The 26,979-nt window shown below is 27.5% G+C and carries 22 protein-coding genes; 15 read left to right on the top strand and 7 right to left on the bottom strand.

Annotated elements, in window-relative coordinates; translation table 11 throughout:
• Positions 1 to 11: 11 nt before the first annotated feature.
• The 15 genes from Q0733_RS02850 (at position 12) to Q0733_RS02780 (ending at position 17,562) form a co-directional block, all read left to right on the top strand.
• Entirely contained in the window at positions 12 to 452 is a 441-nt protein-coding gene (locus Q0733_RS02850) for a RimK/LysX family protein (RefSeq protein WP_298778723.1), read from the top strand.
• Positions 449 to 1,327: a 30S ribosomal protein S6--L-glutamate ligase gene (gene rimK / locus Q0733_RS02845; protein ID WP_298778721.1), complete on the top strand. Its 879-nt coding sequence runs from the start codon at positions 449 to 451 to the stop codon at positions 1,325 to 1,327. Before Q0733_RS02850 ends, rimK begins: the two co-directional genes overlap by 4 nt.
• A complete protein-coding gene (locus tag Q0733_RS02840; RefSeq protein ID WP_298778719.1) occupies positions 1,320 to 2,267 on the top strand; it encodes a succinylglutamate desuccinylase/aspartoacylase family protein in 948 nt (315 codons plus the stop codon). The genes rimK and Q0733_RS02840 overlap by 8 nt, the downstream gene beginning before the upstream one ends.
• Positions 2,268 to 2,332: 65 nt before the next feature.
• On the top strand, positions 2,333 to 3,769 hold the full coding sequence (locus tag Q0733_RS02835) for a hypothetical protein (protein ID WP_298778717.1): 1,437 nt from the start codon (positions 2,333 to 2,335) through the stop codon (positions 3,767 to 3,769).
• Positions 3,770 to 3,818: 49 nt separating this feature from the next.
• The gene (gene trmD / locus Q0733_RS02830) at positions 3,819 to 4,499 is read left to right on the top strand and encodes a tRNA (guanosine(37)-N1)-methyltransferase TrmD (protein WP_298778715.1); all 681 of its coding nucleotides are present in this window, start codon (positions 3,819 to 3,821) and stop codon (positions 4,497 to 4,499) included.
• A complete protein-coding gene (locus Q0733_RS02825) occupies positions 4,492 to 5,970 on the top strand; it encodes a glycosyltransferase family 39 protein (protein ID WP_298778713.1) in 1,479 nt (492 codons plus the stop codon). The genes trmD and Q0733_RS02825 overlap by 8 nt, the downstream gene beginning before the upstream one ends.
• Positions 5,971 to 6,078: 108 nt before the next feature.
• Complete coding sequence (gene rplS / locus Q0733_RS02820) at positions 6,079 to 6,432, top strand: 50S ribosomal protein L19 (protein ID WP_298778710.1); 354 nt, start codon at positions 6,079 to 6,081, stop codon at positions 6,430 to 6,432.
• Positions 6,433 to 6,782: 350 nt separating this feature from the next.
• A complete protein-coding gene (locus Q0733_RS02815; RefSeq protein WP_298778708.1) occupies positions 6,783 to 9,002 on the top strand; it encodes an NADP-dependent isocitrate dehydrogenase in 2,220 nt (739 codons plus the stop codon).
• A 161-nt stretch (positions 9,003 to 9,163) separates the two neighbouring features.
• Entirely contained in the window at positions 9,164 to 11,542 is a 2,379-nt protein-coding gene (locus Q0733_RS02810) for a TonB-dependent receptor (protein WP_298778706.1), read from the top strand.
• An 8-nt stretch (positions 11,543 to 11,550) separates the two neighbouring features.
• On the top strand, positions 11,551 to 12,405 hold the full coding sequence (locus Q0733_RS02805) for a DUF4249 family protein (protein WP_298778704.1): 855 nt from the start codon (positions 11,551 to 11,553) through the stop codon (positions 12,403 to 12,405).
• 450 nt (positions 12,406 to 12,855) lie between these two features.
• Positions 12,856 to 14,304 (top strand): hypothetical protein, encoded by a 1,449-nt coding sequence (locus Q0733_RS02800; RefSeq protein ID WP_298778702.1) that lies wholly within the window; start codon positions 12,856 to 12,858, stop codon positions 14,302 to 14,304.
• Positions 14,305 to 14,419: 115 nt separating this feature from the next.
• Complete coding sequence (murQ, locus tag Q0733_RS02795; RefSeq protein ID WP_298779102.1) at positions 14,420 to 15,232, top strand: N-acetylmuramic acid 6-phosphate etherase; 813 nt, start codon at positions 14,420 to 14,422, stop codon at positions 15,230 to 15,232.
• Positions 15,229 to 15,480: a DUF6095 family protein gene (locus tag Q0733_RS02790; protein ID WP_298778700.1), complete on the top strand. Its 252-nt coding sequence runs from the start codon at positions 15,229 to 15,231 to the stop codon at positions 15,478 to 15,480. Before murQ ends, Q0733_RS02790 begins: the two co-directional genes overlap by 4 nt.
• Positions 15,481 to 15,482: 2 nt before the next feature.
• Complete coding sequence (locus Q0733_RS02785; RefSeq protein ID WP_298778698.1) at positions 15,483 to 16,478, top strand: DUF6695 family protein; 996 nt, start codon at positions 15,483 to 15,485, stop codon at positions 16,476 to 16,478.
• Positions 16,479 to 16,647: 169 nt separating this feature from the next.
• On the top strand, positions 16,648 to 17,562 hold the full coding sequence (locus Q0733_RS02780) for a hypothetical protein (RefSeq protein ID WP_298778696.1): 915 nt from the start codon (positions 16,648 to 16,650) through the stop codon (positions 17,560 to 17,562).
• Between the two features lie 183 nt (positions 17,563 to 17,745).
• Here Q0733_RS02780 and ettA read toward each other — a convergent pair whose 3' ends face one another.
• The 7 genes from ettA to Q0733_RS02745 all read right to left on the bottom strand — a co-directional run bounded on the left by ettA (position 17,746) and on the right by Q0733_RS02745 (position 26,977).
• A complete protein-coding gene (gene ettA / locus Q0733_RS02775; RefSeq protein ID WP_298778694.1) occupies positions 17,746 to 19,437 on the bottom strand; it encodes an energy-dependent translational throttle protein EttA in 1,692 nt (563 codons plus the stop codon).
• A 53-nt stretch (positions 19,438 to 19,490) separates the two neighbouring features.
• Positions 19,491 to 19,673: a CAL67264 family membrane protein gene (locus Q0733_RS02770; RefSeq protein ID WP_298778692.1), complete on the bottom strand. Its 183-nt coding sequence runs from the start codon at positions 19,671 to 19,673 to the stop codon at positions 19,491 to 19,493.
• Between the two features lie 90 nt (positions 19,674 to 19,763).
• Positions 19,764 to 20,360, bottom strand: a complete 597-nt coding sequence (locus Q0733_RS02765; protein ID WP_298778690.1) for a hypothetical protein — start codon at positions 20,358 to 20,360, stop codon at positions 19,764 to 19,766.
• Positions 20,361 to 20,435: 75 nt separating this feature from the next.
• Positions 20,436 to 23,006 carry an ATP-binding protein gene (locus Q0733_RS02760; RefSeq protein ID WP_298778689.1) on the bottom strand — a complete coding sequence of 857 codons (2,571 nt, stop codon included), beginning with the start codon at positions 23,004 to 23,006 and terminating at the stop codon, positions 20,436 to 20,438.
• 445 nt (positions 23,007 to 23,451) lie between these two features.
• On the bottom strand, positions 23,452 to 25,476 hold the full coding sequence (locus Q0733_RS02755) for an NADPH-dependent 2,4-dienoyl-CoA reductase (RefSeq protein ID WP_298778687.1): 2,025 nt from the start codon (positions 25,474 to 25,476) through the stop codon (positions 23,452 to 23,454).
• Positions 25,477 to 25,673: 197 nt separating this feature from the next.
• A complete protein-coding gene (locus Q0733_RS02750) occupies positions 25,674 to 26,543 on the bottom strand; it encodes a pirin family protein (RefSeq protein ID WP_298778685.1) in 870 nt (289 codons plus the stop codon).
• On the bottom strand, positions 26,540 to 26,977 hold the full coding sequence (locus Q0733_RS02745; RefSeq protein ID WP_298778683.1) for a MarR family transcriptional regulator: 438 nt from the start codon (positions 26,975 to 26,977) through the stop codon (positions 26,540 to 26,542). The genes Q0733_RS02750 and Q0733_RS02745 overlap by 4 nt, the downstream gene beginning before the upstream one ends.
• Positions 26,978 to 26,979 lie beyond the last annotated feature (2 nt).

Here is a 26,979-nt window from a genome sequence, read left to right as displayed (position 1 = left end):
AAAAAATTTAAATGAAATTAACTATAGGACGAGTAGACAAGGCTGATTTTCCTGATTTAATATTAGAAAATATTGATATTAAAATAGATTCTGGCGCTTATACTTCTTCTATTCATTGTTCTAATATTCAAGAAATTACAGAAAATGAAGTGAATTTAATTAAATTTACACTTTTAGATCCTGAACACCTTCTTTACAACAACAAAGAATTCACTTCAAAAGATTATTCTTCAACAATTGTAAAAAGTTCTAATGGTATTTCTGAAACGAGATTTATGATTCGGACAGAAATTATCATTTTTAATAAAACATTTCCTATATTTTTAACTTTAAGTGAAAGAAAAGATATGAAATACCCTATTTTATTAGGAAGAAAATTTTTAAATAAAAAGTTTGTAATTGACACTGCTAAAAAGAATCTATCATTCAAATTAAAAGAAACAAATAAATGAGAATTGTAATTTTATCTAGAAACCCAAAATTGTATTCCACTAGAAGATTAGTTGAAGCTGCCGAAAAACGTGGACATGAAGTTTTAGTGGTAGATCATTTAAAATGTGACATTGTTATAGAAAAAAAATCACCTAAAATTTATTATAAAGGCGAATATATTTCTAATGTTGATGCTATAATTCCAAGAATTGGTGCTTCTGTTACATTTTACGGAACAGCAGTAATTCGTCAATTTGAAATGATGAAAGTGTTTACTTCAGTTTCTTCGCAAGCATTAACAAGGTCTAGAGATAAATTAAGCAGTTTACAAATTTTAGCAAGAGCTGGTGTTGGTTTACCAAAAACGGTATTTACTAATTACACAAAAGATGTAGAGCATGTTGTAGATTCTGTTGGTGGTGCTCCTTTAGTTTTAAAATTATTAGAAGGCACACAAGGTTTAGGAGTCGTTTTAGCTGAAACAAAAAATGCGGCTACTTCTGTTTTAGAAGCTTTTAATGGTTTAGGTGCCAGAGTAATTGCGCAAGAATTTATTAAAGAGGCTGGTGGCGCAGATATTAGAGCATTTGTTGTTGATGGTAAAGTAATTGGAGCAATGAAAAGACAAGGAAAAGAAGGCGAGTTCCGATCTAATCTTCACAGAGGTGGCAATGCTACTATAATAGAATTAACAGACGAAGAAGAAAAAACAGCTTTAAAAGCAACCAAAGCTTTAGGTTTAGGTGTTGCTGGTGTAGATATGTTACAATCTTCAAAAGGACCTTTGGTTTTAGAAGTAAATTCTTCTCCTGGTTTAGAAGGTATAGAAGTTGCCACAGGAAAAAATATTGCCAAAGAAATTATTAGATATTTAGAAATTCATGTCGATGAATAAACCTTTTGTTCTTTTAGGAGAAGAAATACCTGAAGGAAAACGTACTGTAATCGATTTAAAAATTGCGAAACTTCATACAAGAACAACTGTAAACGTTCCTGTAATTATAGAGCGTTCTAAAAATCCAGGGCCTGTTGTTTTGTTATTAGCTGGTATTCATGGAGATGAAACTAATGGTGTTGGTATTGTTAGAGAAATTATTGATTTAAAAATTAATAAACCCAAAAACGGAACTATTATTTGCATCCCTGTTTTTAATATTTTTGGATATTTAATTCAAACGAGAGAGTTTCCAGACGGACGGGATTTAAACAGAATGTTCCCAGGTACTTTAAATGGTTCTTTGGCTAGCCAATTTGCATACCAGTTTACAAAAAAAATCGCCCCTTTTGTAGATTATGTAATCGATTTTCATACAGGCGGTAGCAAACGCGATAATATTGCTCAAATTCGTTGTAGTAAAGACGATAAAAAAGCTTTAGAATTAGCCAAAGTATTTAATCCTCCAATGATTGTTTTCTCTAACAATATTGCAAAATCGTTAAGATATACTTTGAGCAAAATGGGAAAAACGGTTTTACTTTTTGAAGGTGGAAAATCGAAAGAATTAAACCCTACAATTATTAATGAAGGTGTTAATGGAACCAGAAATGTATTGATTCATTTAGGTTTAATAGAAGGTGATATTACTGTAAGAGCAGCACCAATAGTTGTAAATAAAACAAAATGGTTGAGAGCTTCAAATTCTGGAATGTTTAAGGTGATAGTAGCAAATGGTAGTTTTGTAAAAAAGAAAGAAGTTTTAGGGGTTATTCAAGATCCTTTTGGTGAATTTAAAAAGAAAATTTACGCACCTTATAATTGTCATATTTTTTGCATCAATAAAACCCCCATAGTTAATAAAGGTGATGCTTTGTATCATGTAAGTATTGAAGAATAATTATTTAAAAAATTAAGGAAATTCAATCCATTTTTTTTAGTATTTTGGCAAGAAAATAACGCTTCATGAAAAATATCACTTTACTTTTATTGTTTACATTTTTTTTTAGTTATTCTCAAGAGAATAATAATTATGAAATAGATTCTGAACCAAATTCAAAAAACGAGTTATCACTTTATTTTAAAAAAAAAATACCTATTCATCTTTTAAAAAGTGTAACTTATCCAAAGAACTATTCTGCTTTAGAAATTTCTTTTTTTGTTAATAAAGACACTATACCTTTCAACATTCAAGTTAACTCGGGAAGAAACACAAAACTAAATGAGTCGTTAATTGAGGCTTTTGAAAATTATTCTCTCAAAAGATTTAATATAAAATTTGATACAAGAAAAAAGTATTCATTTCAGGTTATTACTAAAGATAACTATACTAATGTTATTAATTGTAGTAATTCACTTACAGAGATCACTTCACCTAATTGTGAATCCTGTCTAGATTTAGATTTTTATACAGATATAAAAAGTTGCATTACAGATAAATTAAAAAAATATTTTTATAAATCTATTGATTATAATATTAAAATAAAAGAAAATGATAATAAAAGAGTTACTTTAAATATAAAATTATTTATAGATCAAAATGGTTTTTTAAAAATAAAAAAAAATGATGTCCCTATAGAATTTCAAGAACACATCAAAAACATTGTAGATAAATTTCCAGAAATTTTTACACCTAAATCGGTTAATAATAATTCTGTTTCTTTCGATTATTCTTTTTTTCAATCTTTTACGACTGGAGAAGCCCCTAAAACAGAAAAAATATTTAGAAATTTTGATTCTATTTTTAAACCTTCTACAGATAATAATTTTACCAAGTATCTTTCTAAAAATCTTACAGAAGAAGAAATTAATAAAGCAAATTTGAATAGAATTAATGAAAGATTATCTATTTACTTCGAGTTAAATAAAAATGGTAATCCTTTTCAGATTACAACAAATTCTAGATCAAAAAAATTAGAAAAAAAAATCATCTCATTATTTAAAAATTATGAGTTAAACAATTTTACTTTTATTAACAAAAAAGACTTGAATCGCTATTTCACTTCAGTTATAATTTTTGAAAATAACAAAAATATTATTAAAACAAATGATATTATGGGGTACAAAAGAGCGCCTATTCTACCTAACTGTAAAAAATCTAAAACTACAAAAGATGCAAGAAAATGTTTTAGCAAACAAGTACAATTATATTTTGTTAAAAAATTCAATTCAAAGTTACCAAATAAATTAGGGTTAAGTCCAGGTAGAAAAAGAATTTTTATTGGGTTTAAAATTAATAAAAAAGGAAAAATTACTGAATTAAAAGTTAGAGCTCCACATATAAAAATAAAGGAGGAAGTAATTAGAGTTATGAAAAAGTTACCAAAATCATCTCCGGCTATTTTTGGAAATAAACCTGTAAACATTAAATATTCAATCCCATTTACTTTAATTGTTGAATAACAATTTCTTCTAAATTAAAAACTACAATCAAAAATATTACATTTGTAAAATGCGAATAGACATTATTTCAGTTGCACCAGATTTATTACAAAGCCCTTTCAATCATTCAATTATAAAACGTGCACAAGAAAAAGGGTTGGCAGAAATTGTTGTGCACGATTTACGCAAATACGGTTTAGGTAACTATAAACAGATTGATGATACTCAATTTGGTGGTGGCGCAGGCATGGTTTTAATGATTGAACCTATTTCTAATTGTATCAAAAAATTACAAGAAGAAAGAAATTACGATGAAGTTATTTATATGACTCCAGATGCAAAAACCTTAAATCAAGGTACTGCAAATACACTTTCTTTAAAAGAAAATATTTTAATTTTAACGGGGCATTATAAAGGTGTAGATCAAAGAATTCGTGATAAATATATTACCAAAGAAATTTCTATTGGAGATTATGTTTTAACGGGTGGAGAATTAGCTGCTGCAGTTTTAGTAGATGCAGTTGTGCGTTTAATACCTGGCGTAATTGGCGATGAGCAATCTGCCTTAACAGATTCTTTTCAAGACAATTTATTATCACCTCCAGTATATACAAGACCAGCAGAGTTTGAAGGAATGAAAGTTCCAGATGTATTATTATCAGGTAATTTTCCTAAAATCGATGATTGGAGAAGCGATCAAGCATACAAAAGAACAGAAGAAATAAGACCTGATTTGCTAGACAATGAATAAATTTTTATCCATCATAAAAAACAACAAAGCCATTTCTTGGGTTTTAGGGTTTCAACTTTTTAGGTTGGTATTATTACCTTTTATGGGCTTAATGCCTCAAGATGCATATTATTATTTATATGGTCAAAACCTATCACTATCCTATTTTGACCATCCAGGAATGATAGGTTATATTTTAAGAGCTTTTACAGAAGTTTTTGGACAATCTATTTTTACTATCAAATTTGCAGACTTTGTAGTTACATCTTTAACAATATTAAGTTTTCACAAACTAGCATCTTACTTTTTATCAAAAGAAAAACTACAAAAAGCCCTTGTTTTATTAGCTTCTACCATATTTGTTTCTATTTTATCTTTTAATTCTACTCCAGATGTTCCTTTATTATTATTCTGGACATTAAGTTTAATTTGTTTGTACAAAGCAATTTTTGAAGATAAAAAATGGTTTTGGATTTTAGGCGGAATCTTTATGGGCCTAGCTTTTAACAGCAAATACACAGCTTTACTTTTACAAATTGGTTTATTAGGTTTTTTAGTATTTTCTAATCAATACAGAAAATTATTACTTTCTCCTTGGCTTTGGATTTCGCTAATTATTTCTGTTGCAGTAACATTCCCCGTTTGGTGGTGGAATTATCAAAACGAATTTGCCTCTTTTGCTTTTCAATCTTCAGAAAGAACGAGTTCAATTTCTAAATTTAAAATTTCTCCAAAATACTTTTTTGGTGCAATTGGGCATCAAATGTTTTTATTACTGCCAGTTTTATTTTTAACTTTTATCACTTTTACATATAAATATGTAAAAAGAGCGCTGCTTAAATTTAAAATTCCACAAGCAAAAACGTTGTTTTTATTGGCATTTTTTATCCCAACATTTATTGGTTTTTTCAGCCTTACCCCTATTTATTGGGTAAAATTAAATTGGATGATGCCTTCTTATATTACTGGTATTATTTTAGCTGGTATGTTTATCAGTAAAAAATTATTGAAGATTCAAATTATATTTTCAATAGTATTTCATGTACTTTTTAGCTTGCAAATTATATTTTATCTAGTGCCTATTAAAAGCGATGACACTTGGGTTGGTTGGAAAGAATTAGCTAATGAAATTGAAATTATTAAAGAAAAATATACAAATACATTTGTTTTTTCTAATGATAATTATAAAACATCTGCCTGTTTAAACTTTTTTATGGATGATAAAGTTTATGCACAAAACATTATGGGTTTACCTGCTTTACATTTTGACTATTTAGGCGATGATTTAACAATGTTAAACAATAAAAATGCAATCTTTATAGATTCTGATAAACGATTTAAAAATAAAGATAAAAAAGGGATTATCAATCCTTTATTAAAGAACAATTTTGATAACATAACAGAATTAGAACCAATTATTATTAAAATTAACAATAAAGAATCCCGTAAATTTTGGGTATTCTATTGTACTAATTATCAAGCTAAAAAATAATTGAAATTTATTTTATCAACAAAAAATAATTCTTACTTTTGCAACCGCTAAATTAACCTCTGACGAAAAAATCGTGAAAGTTACTTTACAAAATCATAAATATTAAATATGGAAGCTTTAATAAAATTTGTTCAAGACGAATTTGTAACAAAAAAAGAATTTGCAAAATTTTCAGCTGGTGATACAATTACTGTATACTATGAAATTAAAGAGGGAGAAAAAGTAAGAACTCAGTTTTTTAGAGGAGTTGTTATTCAAAGAAGAGGATCTGGTCTTTCAGAAACTTTTACAATCAGAAAAATGTCTGGTACAGTAGGTGTAGAAAGAATTTTTCCAGTTAACTTACCTTCTATTCAAAAAATTGAAGTTAATAAAAGTGGTAAAGTTAGAAGAGCACGTATCTTTTACTTTAGAGGTCTTACTGGTAAAAAAGCTAGAATTACTGAAAAAAGAAGAAAATAATTTCTTTTTAAATAAAAATATTTTAAGGCGTTGTGAATTTTCACAACGCTTTTTTTATGAACAATTTTACCACTTTAAAATACTTAAATTTTATTTTAATAGATAAAATAAAATTTATTTTTCAATAAATACATTTTAATAAAAAATTGTAAAATATGACTTTTACTTTAAATACTTTTTATTTCGTAAAAAAAGTATAAATTTATTGTTAATACCACATAAAACACAGGTAATTAATCGTAATTTCACAGTAAAAATCTCATCAATAATTCCTAAATTTGTTCCGCTTTATACGAAAAGGCTTTCGCAATAAAGTATTTTCATAATAATTTATTCTCAAAACAATACATATGAGCAAAATAGCTAAGATTATTTACACAAAAACTGATGAAGCGCCAGCTTTAGCAACCCGTTCTTTTTTGCCAATCGTAAAAGCATTTACTAAATCATCAAATATTGAAATTGAAACAAAAGATATTTCTTTAGCTGGAAGAATTTTAGCTAACTTTTCTGATTACTTAAATGAAGATCAAAAAGTAGAAGACGCTTTAGCTGTTTTAGGTGAATTAGCTAAAAAGCCTGAAGCAAATATTATTAAATTACCAAACATTAGCGCATCTGTACCACAATTAAAAGAAGCTATTTCGGAACTACAACAATTAGGTTATAAAATACCTAATTATCCTGAAGAAATAAATACGGATGAAGACAAAGCAGTTGCTGCGTTATATAATAAAGTAAAAGGTTCTGCAGTAAACCCTGTTTTACGTGAAGGAAATTCTGACAGAAGAGCACCAAAAGCAATTAAGAATTATGCTCGTAAAAATCCACATTCAATGGGTGTATGGAGTGCAGATTCTAAAACGCATGTAGCAACTATGAATGAAGGAGATTTTGCTCATAATGAAAAGTCTGTTACTATTAATGCTGCAACAAATGTTAGTATAAATCATATAGCAAGTGATGGTACAAAATCTACTTTAAAAGAAACTGTTTCTTTATTAGATGGAGAAATAATAGATGCAACTGTTATGAATAAAAAAGCTTTATTAGCTTTTTTAGATAAAGAAATAACAGATGCAACTGAACAAGGAATTTTACTTTCATTACACATGAAAGCAACAATGATGAAGGTTTCTGACCCTATTATTTTTGGGCATGCTGTTAGAACTTATTTTAAAGAATTATTTGAAAAACACGCTCAAACTTTTGAAGAAATTGGGGTTGATGTAAATAATGGTTTTGGAAACTTACTAAGTAACCTTGATGAAGTTTCTGCTGAAAAAAAATCAGAAATTTTAAATGATATTGATGTAATTCTTACTAAAAATGCAGATTTGGCAATGGTTAATTCTGATAAAGGGATTACCAACCTACATGTTCCTTCTGATGTTATTATTGATGCATCAATGCCAGCTATGATTAGAACTTCTGGTCAAATGTGGAATGCAGAAGGCAAATTACAAGACACAAAAGCAATTATACCAGACAGTTCTTATGCAGGAGTTTATTCTGCAACTATAGATTTTTGTAAAAAAAATGGTGCTTTTGATCCAACAACAATGGGTACAGTACCTAATGTTGGTTTAATGGCTCAAAAAGCTGAAGAATATGGTTCTCATGATAAAACATTTGAGATTGCTGCAAAAGGTAGAGTTCAAGTTGTAGATGCAGATGGAACTGTTTTAATTGAGCATTCAGTTGAAGAAGGAGATATTTGGAGAATGTGTCAAACTAAAGATTTACCAATTCAAGATTGGGTAAAGCTAGCAGTTACAAGAGCAAGAGCTTCTCAAACTCCAGCAGTTTTTTGGTTGGATGAGAATAGAGCACATGATGCTGAAATCATTAAAAAAGTAAACACTTATTTACCAAATCATGATACTGAAGGTTTAGATTTAAGAATTTTATCTCCAATAAAAGCAACTGAATTTACTTTAGAAAGAATTATAAAAGGTGAAGATACTATTTCTGTTTCTGGTAATGTTTTACGTGATTACTTAACAGATTTATTTCCTATTTTAGAAGTTGGTACATCAGCAAAAATGTTATCTATAGTTCCATTAATGAATGGTGGAGGATTATTTGAAACTGGTGCAGGTGGTTCTGCTCCAAAGCATGTGCAACAATTTGTAAAAGAAAATCATTTAAGATGGGATTCTTTAGGAGAATTTTTAGCCTTGGCAGTTTCTTTAGAACACTTAGGTAATACAACAGACAATGCAAAAGCTTTAGTTTTAGGAGAAACTTTAGACGATGCAACAGACAAGTTCTTAGACAATGATAAATCACCTTCAAGAAAAGTAGGTGAATTAGATAATAGAGGTAGTCATTTTTATTTAGCTTTATATTGGGCTGAAGCTTTAGCAAATCAAAATAAAAATGCTGATTTAAAAAATGAATTTACAGTTATTGCAAAGAAATTGAGTGATAATGAAGAAAAAATAGTTGCTGAATTAAATAAAATTCAAGGAACTTCATTAGATATTAACGGTTATTATATGCCAAATGAAGATTTAGCATCTAACGCTATGCGACCTAATGAAACTTTAAATAGTATTATAGGATAATACCTATATCATTTTAAAATATTAATATAAAGAGTGCTTTTAGCACTCTTTTTTAATTATATAATGTTTTGTTAACCATATAATAAAAATTTAAAATGAAGTTGTTGGTATTATTTATAATTGTATTTTTGTTTAATATAAAAATAATTATATTAAACAAAATGCGACATTATAAAAAGATTTTTTTCCTTTTTTTTCTTATCACATTATCCATTTCTTCTCAAGAAAAAGTTACTTTAAGTGGTACAATTTATGATCAAAGCAATAACGAAACTTTAATTGGAGTTTCACTTTATTTACCAGAAATAAACGCTGGGACAACCACAAATGAATATGGTTTTTATTCCATAACTATCCCTGAAGGGGTTTATAAAATTCAAGTTAACTACCTAGGTTATAAAACAATTATAGAAACTATTGAACTTAATAAAAAAACAACAAAAAACTTTAACTTAACTGAAGAAACAGAAAGTTTAAATGAAATTATCATTGAAAGTAATATAGAAAAACTGAATGTAAAATCCCCTCAAATGAGTGTTAGTAAATTAACCTCTAAATCAATAAAACAAATTCCTGTTGTTTTAGGAGAGGCCGACATTATTAAATCACTAATTTTATTACCTGGTGTAACTAGTGCTGGTGAGGGCGCATCGGGCTTTAATGTTAGAGGTGGTGCAGCTGATCAAAATTTAATTTTATTAGATGAAGCTATCGTATTTAATTCATCTCATTTATTTGGTTTTTTTTCAGTTTTTAATCCAGATGTTATAAAAGATGTACAATTATATAAAGGGGGAATTCCAGCAAAATATGGAGGAAGATTATCATCTGTATTAGATATTTATCAAAAAGAAGGAAACAGTAAAGAATTTAATTTAACTGGAGGAATTGGTTTAATCTCTAGTAGATTATTAGCAGAAGGTCCAATTGAAAAAGAAAAAAGTTCATTTGTTATTGCTGGTAGAGCTTCTTATGCTCATTTATTTTTGCCTTTATTTGACAACGAAAACAAAGCTTATTTTTACGATTTAAATAGTAAAGTAAATTATCGTTTTAATGATAAAAACAACCTTTTTTTATCTACTTATTTTGGAAAAGATGTTTTTGGTGTTAGTGATAATTTTGTTAACACTTACGGTAATGCTGTTGTAAACTTACGCTGGAACCACTTATTTTCAGACAAAATATTTTCTAACCTGTCTCTTATTTATTCAGATTATTTTTATGGTTTAACGTTAGATTTTGTTGGTTTCGAATGGGATTCAGGAATTACAAACTTCAATTTAAAATATGACTTTAAACATTATTTAACAGATAATTTTAAATTAAGTTATGGTATCAATAATATTTATATCAATTTTAATCCTGGGAAGATTGTACCAAATAGAGAAGATTCTGGTATTCTACCAGAACAATTAACCAATAAATATGCAAATGAATTTGCTGCGTATTTAGATGCAGAACATAAAATAAATGATAAATTAACGTTACAATATGGCGCTAGATTTAGCAATTTTTTACGTTTAGGACAAGATGAACTTAATATTTATGAAGATAACAAACCCGTTATATATAATCAGCAATTTAAAAAATATGAATCTGCAACCACAACTGGTATAGAAAACTTTAAAAGGAGTGATGTAATTAGTAACTTTAATAATATTGAACCTAGAGTTTCTCTTGCATATCTTTTAAATAATGAAACTTCTTTTAAGATGAGTTACAATAGAATGGTACAATACTTACACTTATTGTCTAATACTGCATCTCCTACTCCACTAGACGTTTGGGCTCCTAGCGGAAAATACATTCAACCTCAACAACTAGATCAATTTGCTGTTGGTTATTTTAAATCGATCAAAAATGGAAGTTATACCATTGAAACTGAAGCTTTTTATAAAGACATTAAAAACAGAATAGATTATATAAATGGTGCTAATTTAATAGCCAATAATGAAATTGAAACCGTAATTTTAAATGGACAAGCAAGAGCTTATGGTTTAGAATTTCTATTAAAAAAGAATGAAGGAAATTTTAAAGGCTGGTTAGCATATACATTATCTAGATCTGAACAAAAAACACCTGGGCTAACAACTAATGAACCAGGAATCAATCAAGGTCAATGGTATAATACTGCTTATGATAAAACACATGATATTTCTATAAATGCGAGTTATAAATTATCGAAAAAGTGGACATTTAATACCAACTTTTTGTTTCAAACCGGTCAACCCACAAACTATCCAGTTGGGCAATATGAAATTCAAGGTCTAAATGTTCCTATTTATGATGATAATAGAAGAAATGCAGATAGATTACCTGCATATCATAGATTAGATGTTTCAGCAACATTAACACCAGAAAAAAACAAAAATAGAAAATGGCAAGCAGAATGGATTTTTGGTATCTATAATTTATATGGTAGACAAAATGCTGCTTCTATAAATTTTAGACAAAATAGAGAAACCTTAAGAAATGAAGCAATACAAACATCTATTTTTGGTGTAGTGCCATCTGTAACTTACAATTTTAAATTTTAACTCATAAAATGAGAATAAGTATAATTACTCATATGAAAAATATTAAATTAACTTCTTTACTAATTCTATTACTCTTTGCAAATTGCGAGAAAGTTGTAGATATCAATTTACCAACTATTGAACCAAAATTAATTGTTGATGCTTTTTTTGAAATAAATTTTAATGAAAATCCTATTTCAGCAAACACTACTGTAAAACTAAGATTGTCAGCAGATTATTTCGAAGATGAAATCCCTGCTGCTACAAACGCAGTTGTATTTTTAACGAATTTATCAAACAATTCCATTATTAATTTTACTGATGTAAATGAAAGTGGGAATTACAACCCTATAAATACTTTTATACCTGAAGATGATATTGAATATGAACTGACTATTATATATGAAAATGAAACTTATAAAGGCAATGCAACTAAAATAAAAGGAACAACAATAAACAGCATAAATCAAGGTGATGACACTTTGTTTTCAGGTGACGAAATCGAACTAGAAGTTTCTTTTACAGATAATGAAATACAAGAAAATTATTATTTATTTGATTTCTCAGAAAACCTATTTGTATCAATTGAAGATCGTTTTTTTAATGGATCTGAATATAATTTTTCTTATTATTTGGACAGTGAAGAAGTAATTTTACCCTCTACAAGAATTGTAACTCTTTCTGCAATATCACAAGAATATTTTACATATTTTAGAATATTACAAAATCAAAGTGGTCAAAATGCAGGTGGTCCTTTTGAAACCGTACCTTCATCACTTTTAGGCAATATGATAAACACCACTAATGAAGATAATTTTCCTTTAGGTTATTTTCATATTTCAGAGATTGATAAAGTTACTGTTGATTTAGTTAAAAAGGATTAAAATTATTACATAGAAAATTTTACTTCTTTATATCAATTATTTCATCATAAACATCGTCAACTAAATTTAGTTTAGCTAAATCAGTTTTTGGATTCATAAATATTTCTACAATTTAAAGAAATTTTAGAAGCAGCATAAATTTCAACTGCAGCTGTTCTATTTATACATTAAAAGAAGTTGATAATAATAAAAAATGACACCAGGAAAACCGACCTAATTTAATAAAAAAAGAACCATTAACTATTAGAGTTCTTGAATATTATAATGAAATTGAGCAGTTTGATAAACAAATTACCATTGCCAACACCCTATAATTTTTATTGATATTTATAGTTCATTTAGGGAATTCCTTCGGAATTTCACTGTTTGTGTTTTATTTAGTAAATTCATTTTTTTAACCACTCAAACAAAGTTTATTCAAAAACGTTTGCAGCATTATAATACAACTAAATGAAGGAAACTGGAACTTGGATTTGGCCTGAAAAATACTCTGAATTAAAAGTAATTGAAGTTAAACCTAAAGATTTAAACTTTATCAAATCATTAATAGTTGGTTGGGATGTTACTGAACTTGGTGCACCAGCTTTTATGACAAAGGATGGAAATTGGTTGTATGACATTTTTGATGAAGAACCCAAAAAAGAATTGCTGCTGAATCTTTTTATAAATCAAGCTAAATTAAAAAGTACAACTAAAACCTACAATAATCCATTAACCAATAAAAGTTTAAATGAAGATGCAAAAAAAGAAGCGCTTTGCGGTTTTCCAAATAAAGAAATCAAAAAGTTATTGGAATCAGAAAAAATTATAGAAATTGAGGTATCAGAAACTCTACAAAAATTATGGGATAGTTGTTGGTTAGGAGCTAGAGGATTTGACCCTAAACGTGGTTTTAGATTACACAACTTACAAGAATTAATTGCCCCAGAAAAGAGCTTATCTAAAAATGAAATTACAAAAAAGAGAAATCATTTTAAGGGATTATTATTTCTTTATCTACAACTCTTCATTAAGGAAGCCATTTTAGAGCCTGGCTTTTATCATTCCTATGATAATATTAATTGGTTAAAAGGAAAGAATTTTGGTATTACAAAAGAATATACGTCAAATGAATGGTGGCTTTGTATTGATTCAGATTATTTCAAAAAATTATCTGAGTTTGTAGAATTAATGTCAGCATTGCCCAAACTGGTAAAACACCTTTCTGCTAAAAAAACAATTGATTATCAATTTATTGTTGAAATATTTAATCTAGATACTTTATTCAAATATGACAGTGATAATATTCATAGAAATGATATTCAGTTAGATGAAATTCTTCTAAAATCTCTTGATTATTTTCCTGATGAAAAAAAAATCACGGCAAATCAAGAAAGATATCCTTTTATCTTATTGCTTGTTCGAATCTACAATACACAAGGCAGATTTAAAGAAGCTAAAAAATTATTACAAGAAAACAATTTAGACTTGTATACAGAGAAACAACTGGAATTCTACTGTAAACTACCAAATAAATATCAACAGATAGCCTTTTATGAAAGCTGTATCTGTAAAATGGTAGAAACAGGTAATTACGATTTATGGCGATTTTCTGACAACCCAAAGTTTACTGACGAAGAAATTAAAAAATTTGATATTTATACAGGAACTTTCTTTTTGGATGATCTGGAACAAAAAATGAAATATGAAGAAGAGCAAAAGAAAATAAAACGACTTTTAAAAGCAAGAGGAACTCTGAGTTATGATATTCGTTCGTATTTAAATTACTCCTATTTAAATGACCTAAATTCAATATATGAAGACCTCGATAAAAATAATTTAAGACAAGATTTAGACGAGATTATGGTTTCCATAATAGGACAAATAAATTTACTCATGGAGATTAATTATGGAAGATAATACTACATTAACGTTGTATAAATAATACATTTAACTTTATATAAAATAAATCTTAATAAAATTAATTGAAGGAAAATAATACTACTATTTGTATGAAATTTGGTATTTTTGAATGATGACTTTTACAAAAACTACAGAGCAAGATTCTAAATACAATCATCTTGAAAAGATGTCTATTTCAGAATTATTACAAAATATTAATAATGAAGATAAAACTGTACCATTAGCAGTAGAAAAAGCTTTACCACAAATAGAAAACCTTACAGTTCAAATAGCTAATAAACTTAAAAATGGAGGAAGGCTATTTTATATCGGTGCTGGTACTTCTGGTAGATTAGGAATTTTAGATGCTTCAGAATGCCCACCAACTTTTGGTGTTCCGCATGAATTAGTTGTTGGTTTGATTGCAGGTGGTGATATTGCAATTAGAAAGGCTGTTGAATTTGCTGAAGATTCTAAAACTCAAGGCTGGCTAGATTTACATGAATACAATATATCTGAAAAAGATGTTATAATAGGCATTGCCGCATCAGGTACAACACCTTATGTAATTGCTGCTTTAAAAAAATGCAATGAAAACAATATTATTACGGGTTGTATTACATGTAATAAAAATAGCCCTTTATCATTAGTTGCTAAATATCCTATTGAAGTTATTGTTGGGCCAGAATTTGTTACAGGAAGCTCAAGAATGAAAGCTGGTACTGCACAAAAAATAGTTTTAAATATGCTTTCTACAACAACAATGATTCAACTTGGAAAAATTAAAGGAAACAAAATGGTTGACATGCAATTATCTAACAAAAAATTGGTAGATAGAGGTGAAAGAATGTTAGTTAAAGAACTAAATATCAATCAAGAAACGGCAAGTAAATTATTACAGAAATATGGTAATGTTAGAAATGCCATTAAAAATTATAAAAAATGAGTACTGATTTAAACTTATTAGGTAAAGGTTTAATTCGTTTAGGAATTTTAATTCTTCTTTTTATACTTACCCCAATTATTTTAACAATGAGCTTTAAAGCCATAAAAAAATTCACAGAATCTCCTGAAATTTATTTTGCATATGGTTTATTTTTAATCAGTATAATACTATTAATTTTTACTTTATATTTTACATTTAAAACCTTTAAAGTAATTTCTAATGCAATATTTAATAATTATACAAAATAAATATGTCAAATTCTGATGGGATTATCATAATTCTTTCCTATCCAGACACTATAGTAAGACCTGCTTACTGGGAGCCATCAAGTAAAATATGGCCCAAAATAGGGATAGGTAGCAAACATGCTGTACAAGCTGGTCATGCAGCATTGGTTTTAATTAATAAAGAGAATTTAAGCATTAATTATTTTGATTTTGGTAGGTATATTACTACTTATGGTAATGGACGTGTAAGAAGTAAAGATACTGACCCTGAATTAGAAATACCAATTACACCAGAATTTAAAAATGGAGAATTATCAAATCTAAATAATATACTATTATGGTTAGAAAGACATCCAGAAAAAACACATGGAGAAGGTAAATTAATTGTTAGTGTAAATACAAAGATAGATTACAAAAAAGCAGAAAAATATATTAATAATTTAATTAAAAAAAAGGAAATACCTTATGGTGCTTTCATTAAAGGTGGTTCTAATTGTGCAAGATTTGTAACTGAAATCCTTATACAATCATGTAATCAAAAAAAGATAAAACAAAAATTAAAGAGTTCTAACTTGTTAACACCTAGCCCTATTGGAAATGTTATTAAAGGTAATTGTGATAATAAAATATACGAAGTATATAATCAAAAAATAAATGACTATAAAAACAGATCAATTTTAAAAGAATACAAAGAATCATTTTTTAATAAATTTGATGTAGAACCAAATCTAAAAGGGACCGAATTACCTGATAGAGAAATATTTAATTTAGAAAACGGCACCTGGCTTGGTGGTATTGGTAGTGGTGCTTGGTTTCAAATCACTGAACAAATAGATACAAAAAAGTATAAAATTGCTAGATATAATTTAAAGGGAGAAAAAGATTTTGAAGCATTATTTGCAATCAACAAAATAGATTTTAATCCCCAAATAAATTATAGTTTTATACATCCTACAAATTGTGTTGAAGCTTATATTAAGCAAAACGAAAACATTTTTAGTTTTGTTAAAACAAAATAAAAAAAACAACCTAAAACATTTAAAATAAACACTTTACCAACATTTAAAGTTTAGTTATAATAGTTTTAAAACACCTATTTTAAAACTTGGCACGCTATTTGAAATTATCATATCAAATGCGGAAGCCGAAAAGCAATTAGAGTAAGCAAAACAAAAAAAACCATATATTATGAAAAAAAGTGTACTTATTATTTTAGGGATGTTTATGATGGTTTCAACTGTTGAAGCTACAAATAACAAAAATAATCCAGAGAGGTTTAATCTAAATTACTCATACAACAATGCTGTAAATTTTATTGAAAGAGGAATAGAGTTTTATGTTTTTACAAATGGAGATTTTGATTTTGAAACTTATAATTCAAATTATAACAATAGAAATTCTAGATCAAACAGAGTAAGAATTAATAGAGATTTTAATGGTGTAATTAGAAGTGTAGGAAATGTTAATATAAATTATGATTATAGAGGAAATGTAACAAGAATTGGAAACATTTTTATAAGATATAATGGAAATAGACTTACAAATGTAGGAGATTTAAGAGTACGATATGATAGAAGAGGATTTCCTGTCTTTTATGGAAATGTAAAAGAATATTACTATAATGATGGTATTCGTTTTAATATTAATTTTGGTGATGTTTGTGATTATAACGATGCATATTTTTATAGAAACGATTTTAGAAGTAACTACTCTCAATTTAGAGAAGACAATAATTTCTTTTATTATAAAGCAAATAAAAATGCAAAAATTGGAAAAAGAAGTAGAATTTTAAAAAGAAGGAAACCAAGTTCTGTCATCAATAATAGAAAAATAATTTCTAGAAACAATAATAACTCTTATAGAAAATCAAATATTACTAGGAATAGTAATGTTAAAAATGGAACTAAAAGAAATACAAATTCTATTACCAACAGAAATAACAACAATGTAAGAGTAGAAAGAAACACAGGTTCTATAAAAAAAGATGTTAGAAAACATACTAAAAGAACTTCTAACACCAATTTTAATAGAAACATTAAAACTCAAAAATCAGAAAAAAACTCAAGATCATCTTCTGAAAAAGAAAATAGTAGAAAAAATTAAAGTTAAATGTGTATATTTAAATGACTTTAATAGAAAAATCACGCTTTTAAAGCGTGATTTTTCTATTATAAAGAAGATGTTTTACCTATATAAATCTGATAAAATAAATTTAGTTTTGAATGTTATCAAAATATATAGTACCTATCCCAGATTATAAAGCTTCATTTTTAAAATGAGGCTTTTTTATCTAATCAATTTTTTATATTTAATTCGTTTTGGCATTAAATCTCCTCCTAAACGTTTCTTTTTATTTTCTTCATAATCAGAAAAAGAGCCTTCAAAGAAATATACTTCACTATTCCCTTCAAAAGCTAAAATATGTGTACAAATTCTATCTAAAAACCATCTATCGTGACTAATTACTACTGCACAACCTGCAAAGTTTTCTAAACCTTCTTCTAATGCTCTTAATGTATTTACATCTAAATCATTGGTAGGCTCATCTAATAAAAGTACATTCCCTTCCTCTTTAAGCGTCATTGCTAAATGCAACCTATTACGTTCACCTCCTGAAAGTGTATTTACTTTCTTATTTTGCTCACTTCCAGAAAAATTAAAACGACTTAAATATGCACGAGAGTTTACTTGCTTTCCACCCATCATTACCAAATCTTGTCCATCAGAAAAGTTTTCCCAAATTGTTTTTTCGGGATTAATATCTGAATGTGCTTGATCTACATAAGCAATTTTAGCAGTTTCACCTACTTTAAAACTTCCATTATCAGGATTTTCTTCCCCCATAATCATTTTAAAAATTGTTGTTTTACCAGCACCATTTGGCCCAATAATTCCAACAATTCCTGCTTGAGGAAGATTAAATTCTAAATTATCATATAATAATTTATTTCCATAAGCTTTAGAAACACCAGTAGCCTCAATTACATTTGTTCCTAAACGTGGACCGTTAGGAATAAAGATTTCTAATTTTTCATCAACTTGTTTTTGGTCTTGACTCATTAACTTGTCATAATTTTTTAAACGCGCTTTTTGCTTTGTTTGACGACCTTTTGCTCCTTGACGAACCCAATCTAACTCTCTTTCTAAAGTTTTTTGACGTTTAGAAGCAGTTTTGCTTTCTTGCGCCATTCTTTGAGATTTTTGATCTAACCATGAAGAGTAATTTCCTTTCCAAGGAATTCCTTCTCCTCTGTCTAATTCAAGAATCCAACCTGCAACATTATCTAAGAAGTACCTATCATGCGTTACTGCAATAACAGTACCTTTATATTGTGCTAAATGATGCTCTAACCAATGTACAGACTCTGCATCCAAGTGATTGGTAGGCTCATCTAATAATAATATTTCTGGTTCTTGTAATAATAATCTACATAAAGCAACACGTCGTTTTTCACCTCCAGAGAGAACACCTACTTTTTTATCGGAATCTGGTGTTCTTAAGGCATCCATTGCAATTTCTAATTTGGTATCTAACTCCCAAGCATTTGCAGCATCAATTTTATCTTGAAGTTCCGCTTGTTGATTCATTAGTTTTTCCATCTTATCAGCATCTGAATAGACTTCTTCTAAACCAAACATGTCATTGATTTTATTGTACTCATCAAGAATTGCAACTGTTTCTGCAACTCCTTCTTTTACAATTTCTAAAACTGTTTTTTCTGGATCTAATTGAGGTTCTTGTTCTAAATATCCAACGTTATAACCTGGAGAAAAAGTTACATCTCCTTGATAATTCTTTTCTACGCCAGCTATAATTTTTAATAAAGTTGATTTTCCTGATCCATTTAAACCTAAAATTCCAATTTTTGCTCCATAAAAGAAGCTTAAATAAATGTCTTTTAAAACTTGTTTACCTGTAGATTGGTATGTTTTAGATAACTTATTCATCGAAAAGATTACTTTCTTATCATCACTCATTACTTTTATTTTTTTATAAATTTTAAAATGAAAATTGTTATTGAAGACTTATTTTATACTCTTCCTTTTAGGGCGTTAAAAACCCAAGCTATACAGAAAAATCCTATTCCTACTGTTGCAAACCCCCAACCAGCAACATCTTCGTATCTATATGCACCCATTAAAATTAGTACAACTCCCATCAAAATCATTAAAAATGTAGCCCACCCAAGAACTGTATTTTTATTCATACTCATATTATTTTAATTATTTAGTTAGAAAAGCAAATATCGACAATTATTTTTCATTTAAATAAAAAATCCTATGCTTAAACATAGGATATTTATTTACTGCCTTCTTTGTTCCCCTCCTCTACCACCACTTGGTCGAGAGTTTTGATTATTTCTATTCTCAGACTTTTTAGGTTTTAAACTTTCTTTCTTTTTCTTTTGATATTTTAACCATTTTTTATTCTGCTTCTCCGATAATAAACTTTCTAAATCATTATTTAGTTTTATTTCATTTTCATGAACCTCATCTCTTATCGGACGAATTACTTCATCTACTTTTACACGCATTTCTCTTCTACTCTCATTATCATCTCTTTTAGGAAATGAATTTATTACAAGATCAAGGTCTGATAATTTTTCAGAATTTAAAAAAGAAATTTCTCTAATTTTAAAATTATACTCCCTTAAAGCTTTACTAACCTTATATTTAGAATCATCATTTTTTATTTTTAACTTTTTTAAAACTTTATCTATTTCATAATAAAATAATCCAGCCGCTTCACTTGATTTAAACTCTTTAGGCTTTTTGTGATCTCTATCATCTTGTTGATTTTGCATAGAACCACTTCTTTGAACTCCTCCATTTCCTCCCGGGGGTTGAGCATAAAGACTAAAATTTAATAGTAAAATTGCAAAATAAAATATTTTTTTCATTATCAATTAATTAAGTTAATTATTAGTTTTTTAGATGTAAAACATCTAAAAAACTTGTATTATCTTAAAAAATAATTAATTATCATTCATTAATTTTTTAGGACTTACTCCAAAACGACTTTTAAATTTCACAGAAAAATAAGATGCACTCTTTATACCTACTGAATATCTAACACTATTAATATCTGCCTCTTCTTTATTTTTAATTTTTTTATATGCTTGTTGCAACCTCACTTCTAAAATAAATTTTACAGGTGTGAGTCCAGTTATTTTTTTAATTACCCTTTCTAACTTTCTTTTACTAAAATTTGCTTGCTCAGCCATTTTAGTCACTGAATACTCCTCATCATCTAAATGTTCAATTACAAAATCATATAACTGCTTTAACATTTTATCATCAAAAGATTCAACTTGAGTGGTTTCATCTTTTTCATCAAGACTTTCTTGCCAAGTTTTTCTTATTTCTTTATTACTGATTAGGTTATTAATTCTTGCTATTAACTCATTCTTATAAAAAGGTTTAATAATATAATCATCAACTCCAACATTATATGCTTCAATTTTATTTTCTTCATAGTCTAATGCTGTTACCATAATAAATGGCGTATTTTTACCTTTGGAATCTTTTTTTAATCTTTTTCTTAACTCTATACCATTCATCTCTGGCATTAACATATCTGATATTACTAAATCAAAATCATTATTTGTAAATTTTTCTAAACCTTCTACTCCATTCAAAGCAAAAGTACAGTTGTATTTAGGTGATAAAATCTTATTATAATAATCTAATAAATAAGAATTATCTTCAACTATTAATAAATTAATAGTTTTTTCTAATACTTTATCATGAATATTACGATTAAACTTATTTATTTTTTTTGAAATTACTTTTAATTCTGATTGTTCATCATTTTTATTTATTGGTAATGCTACCCTAAAAGTTGTCCCTTCACCTGCTACACTATTTGCAGTAATAGTTCCATTAAATTTATCTATAATATCTTTTACAATTGCTAAACCAATACCAAATCCTTCTGCTTTTTGTTCACCATCTTCTTGATAAAATTTATTAAAAATGTTTTTTTGATTTTGTTTACTTATACCAATACCATGGTCCGTAATATGGATATGAAAAAAATTATCCTTTATAAAAGTATTGAAAAATACTTCTGAGTTTTTTGGTGAAAATTTAATTGCATTATAAACCAAGTTATTAATAACACTTTCTAACTTATCTATATTTGTTAATAAAACATAATTAACAGGCAGGGTTGCATTGTAATTTAGAGTTATATTTTTCAATTTTGCTACACTTTCAAAACAAAAAAACAACATTTGCAAAACTGGTTCTATAATAATGTTTTCTAATGGTAGTTTCTCTTCTGTTTTATTTTCTTTTAGTAGAGTAATTACATCAGACACATTTCTTATAATTTTTTTACTGTTATCTTTAATTATATGAAGGTATTTTTTTGAATCTTCTTTACTTATATTTTTTTCTAAAGACAAATCTAAATATCCTAGTATTAATGATAAAGGTGTTCTTATTTCGTGAGCGATATTTACAAAAAGGGACGATCTAAACTTTTTAAACTCTTGTTCTCTTTTTAATTTAAATCTTAATTTTAAAAAATAAAATTGAAATAATAATACTAAAATTACAAGCAAAGCAATTGCAAATCCAATTAAATTTTTTCTTTTATTTTTTTCAGATAAAACAATTTCCTCTTTCTCATCTTCGGCTATTTCTTTTTCTGTATGACTTACATTTGTAAACGTTTTTATTAATGAATCTTTATGTTTAGTAGTAAAATGTAAAAATTTATTTTTATGAAGGGTGATATTTTTTAAATCATTCTTTAAAATATAATAATCTAATAGATTACTATGAGCTCGAGTTAATTTTTCTAAATCCCATTTTTGTGTATAAAAATTCTCGGCTTTTTTTAAATGAATATAAGCTTTATCTAAGTTATTTGCTTTTGTATACGACTTACCAAGAGTTAAATTAAGTACACTAAGGGTTGCTTTAACCATATTTTTGTACCTTTTATTAGTCTTTATTATTGAATCGTATTTTGCAATTTTAGCAAAATAAATCTCTCCATACTTTATTGCTTCTTTATGATTTGAAACATCATAAGTATAAAAAACTGATAATTCATGAATTGGTAAAATTTCTTTTACACCTACTTTTTTTTCTTTTGCAATTTGAATCGTTTCTTTTAATAATTTTTCAATTTCATCATATCTTTTTTCTCCTCGATATGACATAGCAACAGATTTAGAAGCAACAACATAACGCTCCCATTGATTTTCTTTTCTCAAGTGCTCCATCATTTTGTCTGCATAAATATTGCTATTCTCATAATCAGAAATTAACATATAATAACCAAACAACAAACGATAAACTTTTAATTTATCTTCTGGGTTTTTATAATTATCTTTTGAAAGTCTATTTACTAACTTAGAAGTTAAAAAAGGTTTATGGTCAACCCATAATATTTTTTGTATCGAATCAAATTCTTTTTCAGTAATAACTTTTTCTTCATTACTTCCAATAAAAGTTTCTTTTTTAGGTTGACAACTTAAAAAAGAAATAATAAAACTTAAAATTAGATACTTGTTAAAAAAAATATTTTTCATTGTTTTTATTCAAAAAAATAATTACTTATAACAGTTAATAACTATAGTTTTTAAAATATACTTTCGTAGTAAATAAAGAAATTAAATCTCTATAAAAAAGTAATTTTAAATTTTAGCTGAAGTATAAATAAGAATTTTAAATTAGGGATAAAATAAACTACTGTATGACAATTAATTACTAAAACAAATCAATTAAGAATTAATAAATAATAGTTGTTATTTGTTTACAAAATGTAAATTAATAAAAAAAATGGCGTTTTTGAGAAGAAAATAATTAAAAAAACAAACCTTACGTCGTATTTTAATTAAAATAACGAATTATAAAACTTTAAATTTGATATATAAATTTTTGAGATATTATTGTAATAAATAAAAACCCTCTATAAATTTTAAATGCCCCAACTTAAAACCTTCACTAAAAAAATAAGTGAAGGTTTTTTATATATTATAAAATAGCACCTAATCTAGCCCCTTGATTAATTGCTCTTTTCGCATCTAATTCTGAAGCAAAATCTGCTCCTCCAATAACATGTACATTTCTATTTGCATCTAACAAAGGCTGATATAATTCTTTAAATGGAGTTTGACCTGCACAAATAACAATGTTATCTACCTCTAAAGTTTTTTGTTCTTCATTTTGAGTAAAATGTAACCCTTTATCGTCAATTTTATCATAAGAAACCTCTCCTATGAATTGCACTTTCTTTTTCTTTAATGTTGATCTATGAATCCACCCAGTAGTTTTACCAAGATTCCCTCCAAATTTCCCAGCACTTCTTTTAAACATAAAAATCTCTCTTGGAGATGGATAAACTTCAGTTTTCATTCCTTCAATTCCACTTCTAGCTTCTAAAGTTTTATCAATTCCCCATTCTTTTAACCAAGCATCTATATTTTGAGAAGTAGACTCTCCTTCATGAGATAAGTACTCAGAAACGTCAAAACCAATTCCACCAGCTCCAATTACAGCAACTCTTTTACCAACAGGCTTTTTATGTTTTAAAACATCTAAATAACTCAATACTTTTTTGTTTTCTATACCTTCAATTCTTGGAGTTCTTGGTTTAATCCCAGTAGCAATCACAATTTCATCAAAATCTGATTTTAATAAATCATCTGTAGAAACTTTAGTATTTAGTTTTAATTCAACATTATGCAATTCAATTTGCTTGTTAAAATATCTAAGGGTTTCGTAAAACTCTTCTTTACCAGGAATTTGTTTTGCTATATTAAATTGACCACCAATTTCTTTATCTGCATCAAACAAAGTAACACTGTGCCCTCTTTGTGCAGCAATTGTTGAAGCAGCTAAACCAGCAGGACCAGCACCAATAACCGCTATTTTTTTCTTATTTTCTGTGGGATGATAATTTAATTCTGTTTCATGACAAGCTCTAGGGTTTACCAAACAACTGGCTACTTTTTGTTGAAAAACATGATCTAAACATGCTTGATTACAACCAATACAAGTATTTATTTCATCACTTTTATTTGCCTCGGCTTTATTTACCCATTCTGGATCGGCTAAAAAAGGACGTGCCATAGAAATCATATCTGCATCACCTTCCGATAATATTTTTTCAGCAGTTTCTGGCATATTAATTCTGTTAGAAGTAATTAACGGAATTGTTAATTCTTTTTTCATTTTCTTAGTAACCCAAGTAAATGCGGCTCTAGGAACTGATGTAGCAATCGTTGGTATTCTTGCTTCATGCCAACCAATTCCTGTATTGATAATGGTTGCTCCTGCTTTTTCAATTTCTTTCCCTAATTGAACAACTTCTTCCCAAGAACTCCCTTGTTCAACCAAATCTAACATCGATAACCTGTAAATAATAATAAAATCTTTACCTACAGCTTCTCTTGTTTGTTTTACTAATTCAATTGGTAAACGCATTCTATTTTCATATGCTCCACCATAATTATCTGTTCTTTTATTGGTTCTTTTCGCTATAAATTGATTGATTAAATACCCTTCAGAGCCCATGATTTCTACACCATCATACCCTGCTACTTTTGATAATTTTGCACAGTTTACAAAATCTTTTATAGTTCTTTTTATTCCAGATTGTGTTAATTTAAAAGGCTTAAATGGTGTTATCGGTGATTTTATTTTTGAAGGAGCAACATTAAAAGGATGATAACCATATCTACCTGAATGTAAAATTTGCATACAAATTTTACCTCCTTCTTTGTGTACAGCTTCTGTTATTTTTTGATGATGTTTAGCATGCTTTTTTGTGCTCATTCTTGCCGCAAATGGTCCAGTCCAACCCTGAATATTTGGCGATATCCCTCCAGTAACTATTAAACCTACTCCACCTCTAGCTCTTTCTGCATAATAGGTAGCAATTTTATCAATTCCATTTTTCTCCTCTTCTAAACCTGTATGCATAGACCCCATTAAGATTCTGTTTTTTAAGGTTGTAAATCCTAAATCTAATGGCTCAAAAATATGTTTGTATTTCATCTTTTTATTTTAAATTTATTATGCACGCATAATAGTTATGCAATATATGTTTATTTTATGAAAAGAAAAAGCCAAAGAAATTGATTCTTTGGCTTTTTAAAAGTATTCAACCTTTAGTTTAATACATGGCTGCAACAATTACTAATAATTCATTTTTATTTGTTGATTTAGGAACAATTATCTGTTTTTTTAAACTTCTAATACAAATATCCCATTTTTCCTTGTTGATAATCACGCATTGCTTCTAAAATTTCAGTTTGTGTATTCATTACAAAAGGACCATACTGTTTTATTTTTTCGTTAATAGGCTCTCCTGATAAAATTAATAATGTACTTTTTTGTTTTGCTTTAAATTCAATAAAGTTTCCATCTTTATTAAATGTTATCATTTGATTTTCTCCTTTTATTAAAAATGCGGAGTTATTTACTAAAACTTCTCCTTCTAACAAATAAATTAGGGAGTTATGATTCTCAGGAATTTCAATTTCCATTTGACCATTTTCATCAGCATTTACTGTAAACACATTAACAACAGTTTGAGTTTGTATCAATCCTGTTTTATCAGATTGCTTTCCTGCAATAATATTTAACTTCACTTTTTTATCATCAGAAAAAATTGTTGGAATTTGTTCTTCCTCTAAATGTTGATAATTTGGTGTTATCATTTTATCTTTTGCAGGCAAATTCAACCACAACTGAATTCCTTCTAACTCACCCCCTTTTTTTACAAACTCTTTGGTTGGTGCTTCTGCATGAATAATTCCATGACCAGCAGTTGTCCATTGAACTCCGCCTGCTTTTACAATCATTTCATTTCCCAAAGAATCTCTATGTAACTGTTCTCCTTTAAACAATAAAGTTATAGGCTCAAACCCCCTATGTGGATGTGGCCCTAAATCAAACGGATTGTTAAATTCTGAAATTGCATAAGGTCCATAATGATGTAATAATAAAAACGGATCTACATTTTCTACACCTTCTATTGGTAAAGGTTGACGTAATTTTATCGGCCCCATATTTACTATAGGACTTGTTACTTTATGTTGAATTATTTTTAAATTTTTCACCTTATTTTGTCTAATAAATTACTTAAAATTTCTGCTTCCTCTTCTGTTAAATTTTCTAAAAAAGAGAGGTTTTTATTTTTATCTATTGTAGATAAAATATCTAAACCTGCTTGTGCAATTTTTACATAAACCACTCTTCTATCGTGTTCACAACGCTCTCTTTCAATTAAATTTTTATCACATAATTTATCCATTAAACGAGTTGCATTTGGGGCTCTTTCTATCATTCTGCCTTTTACAATTTGCACCTTAATTTTTTCTTTTGCTCCTCTTAAAATTCTTAATATATTATATTGCTGAGGAGAAATTCCATAAGGTTTAAAAAAAACATTTTCTTTACTACTTAACCAGTTAGAGGTGTATTTAATATTTATAAAAGCCTTAATTTTATTATTAACAAACTTAGATTTTATGTCTTTAGATATATCACCCATAT

The organism is uncultured Polaribacter sp. (assembly GCF_947500975.1).
GTDB lineage: Bacteria > Bacteroidota > Bacteroidia > Flavobacteriales > Flavobacteriaceae > Polaribacter.
Note: the sequence above shows the minus strand (reverse complement) of the source record. Positions and strands in the feature narration are given on the sequence as shown.

Coding starts and splice junctions, on each gene's coding strand:
- Q0733_RS02850 (WP_298778723.1), top strand. CDS start 12: ATGAAATTAACTATAGGACGAGTAGACAAGGCTGATTTTCCTGATTTA.
- rimK (WP_298778721.1), top strand. CDS start 449: ATGAGAATTGTAATTTTATCTAGAAACCCAAAATTGTATTCCACTAGA.
- Q0733_RS02840 (WP_298778719.1), top strand. CDS start 1,320: ATGAATAAACCTTTTGTTCTTTTAGGAGAAGAAATACCTGAAGGAAAA.
- Q0733_RS02835 (WP_298778717.1), top strand. CDS start 2,333: ATGAAAAATATCACTTTACTTTTATTGTTTACATTTTTTTTTAGTTAT.
- trmD (WP_298778715.1), top strand. CDS start 3,819: ATGCGAATAGACATTATTTCAGTTGCACCAGATTTATTACAAAGCCCT.
- Q0733_RS02825 (WP_298778713.1), top strand. CDS start 4,492: ATGAATAAATTTTTATCCATCATAAAAAACAACAAAGCCATTTCTTGG.
- rplS (WP_298778710.1), top strand. CDS start 6,079: ATGGAAGCTTTAATAAAATTTGTTCAAGACGAATTTGTAACAAAAAAA.
- Q0733_RS02815 (WP_298778708.1), top strand. CDS start 6,783: ATGAGCAAAATAGCTAAGATTATTTACACAAAAACTGATGAAGCGCCA.
- Q0733_RS02810 (WP_298778706.1), top strand. CDS start 9,164: ATGCGACATTATAAAAAGATTTTTTTCCTTTTTTTTCTTATCACATTA.
- Q0733_RS02805 (WP_298778704.1), top strand. CDS start 11,551: ATGAGAATAAGTATAATTACTCATATGAAAAATATTAAATTAACTTCT.
- Q0733_RS02800 (WP_298778702.1), top strand. CDS start 12,856: ATGAAGGAAACTGGAACTTGGATTTGGCCTGAAAAATACTCTGAATTA.
- murQ (WP_298779102.1), top strand. CDS start 14,420: ATGACTTTTACAAAAACTACAGAGCAAGATTCTAAATACAATCATCTT.
- Q0733_RS02790 (WP_298778700.1), top strand. CDS start 15,229: ATGAGTACTGATTTAAACTTATTAGGTAAAGGTTTAATTCGTTTAGGA.
- Q0733_RS02785 (WP_298778698.1), top strand. CDS start 15,483: ATGTCAAATTCTGATGGGATTATCATAATTCTTTCCTATCCAGACACT.
- Q0733_RS02780 (WP_298778696.1), top strand. CDS start 16,648: ATGAAAAAAAGTGTACTTATTATTTTAGGGATGTTTATGATGGTTTCA.
- ettA (WP_298778694.1), bottom strand. CDS start 19,437: ATGAGTGATGATAAGAAAGTAATCTTTTCGATGAATAAGTTATCTAAA.
- Q0733_RS02770 (WP_298778692.1), bottom strand. CDS start 19,673: ATGAGTATGAATAAAAATACAGTTCTTGGGTGGGCTACATTTTTAATG.
- Q0733_RS02765 (WP_298778690.1), bottom strand. CDS start 20,360: ATGAAAAAAATATTTTATTTTGCAATTTTACTATTAAATTTTAGTCTT.
- Q0733_RS02760 (WP_298778689.1), bottom strand. CDS start 23,006: ATGAAAAATATTTTTTTTAACAAGTATCTAATTTTAAGTTTTATTATT.
- Q0733_RS02755 (WP_298778687.1), bottom strand. CDS start 25,476: ATGAAATACAAACATATTTTTGAGCCATTAGATTTAGGATTTACAACC.
- Q0733_RS02745 (WP_298778683.1), bottom strand. CDS start 26,977: ATGGGTGATATATCTAAAGACATAAAATCTAAGTTTGTTAATAATAAA.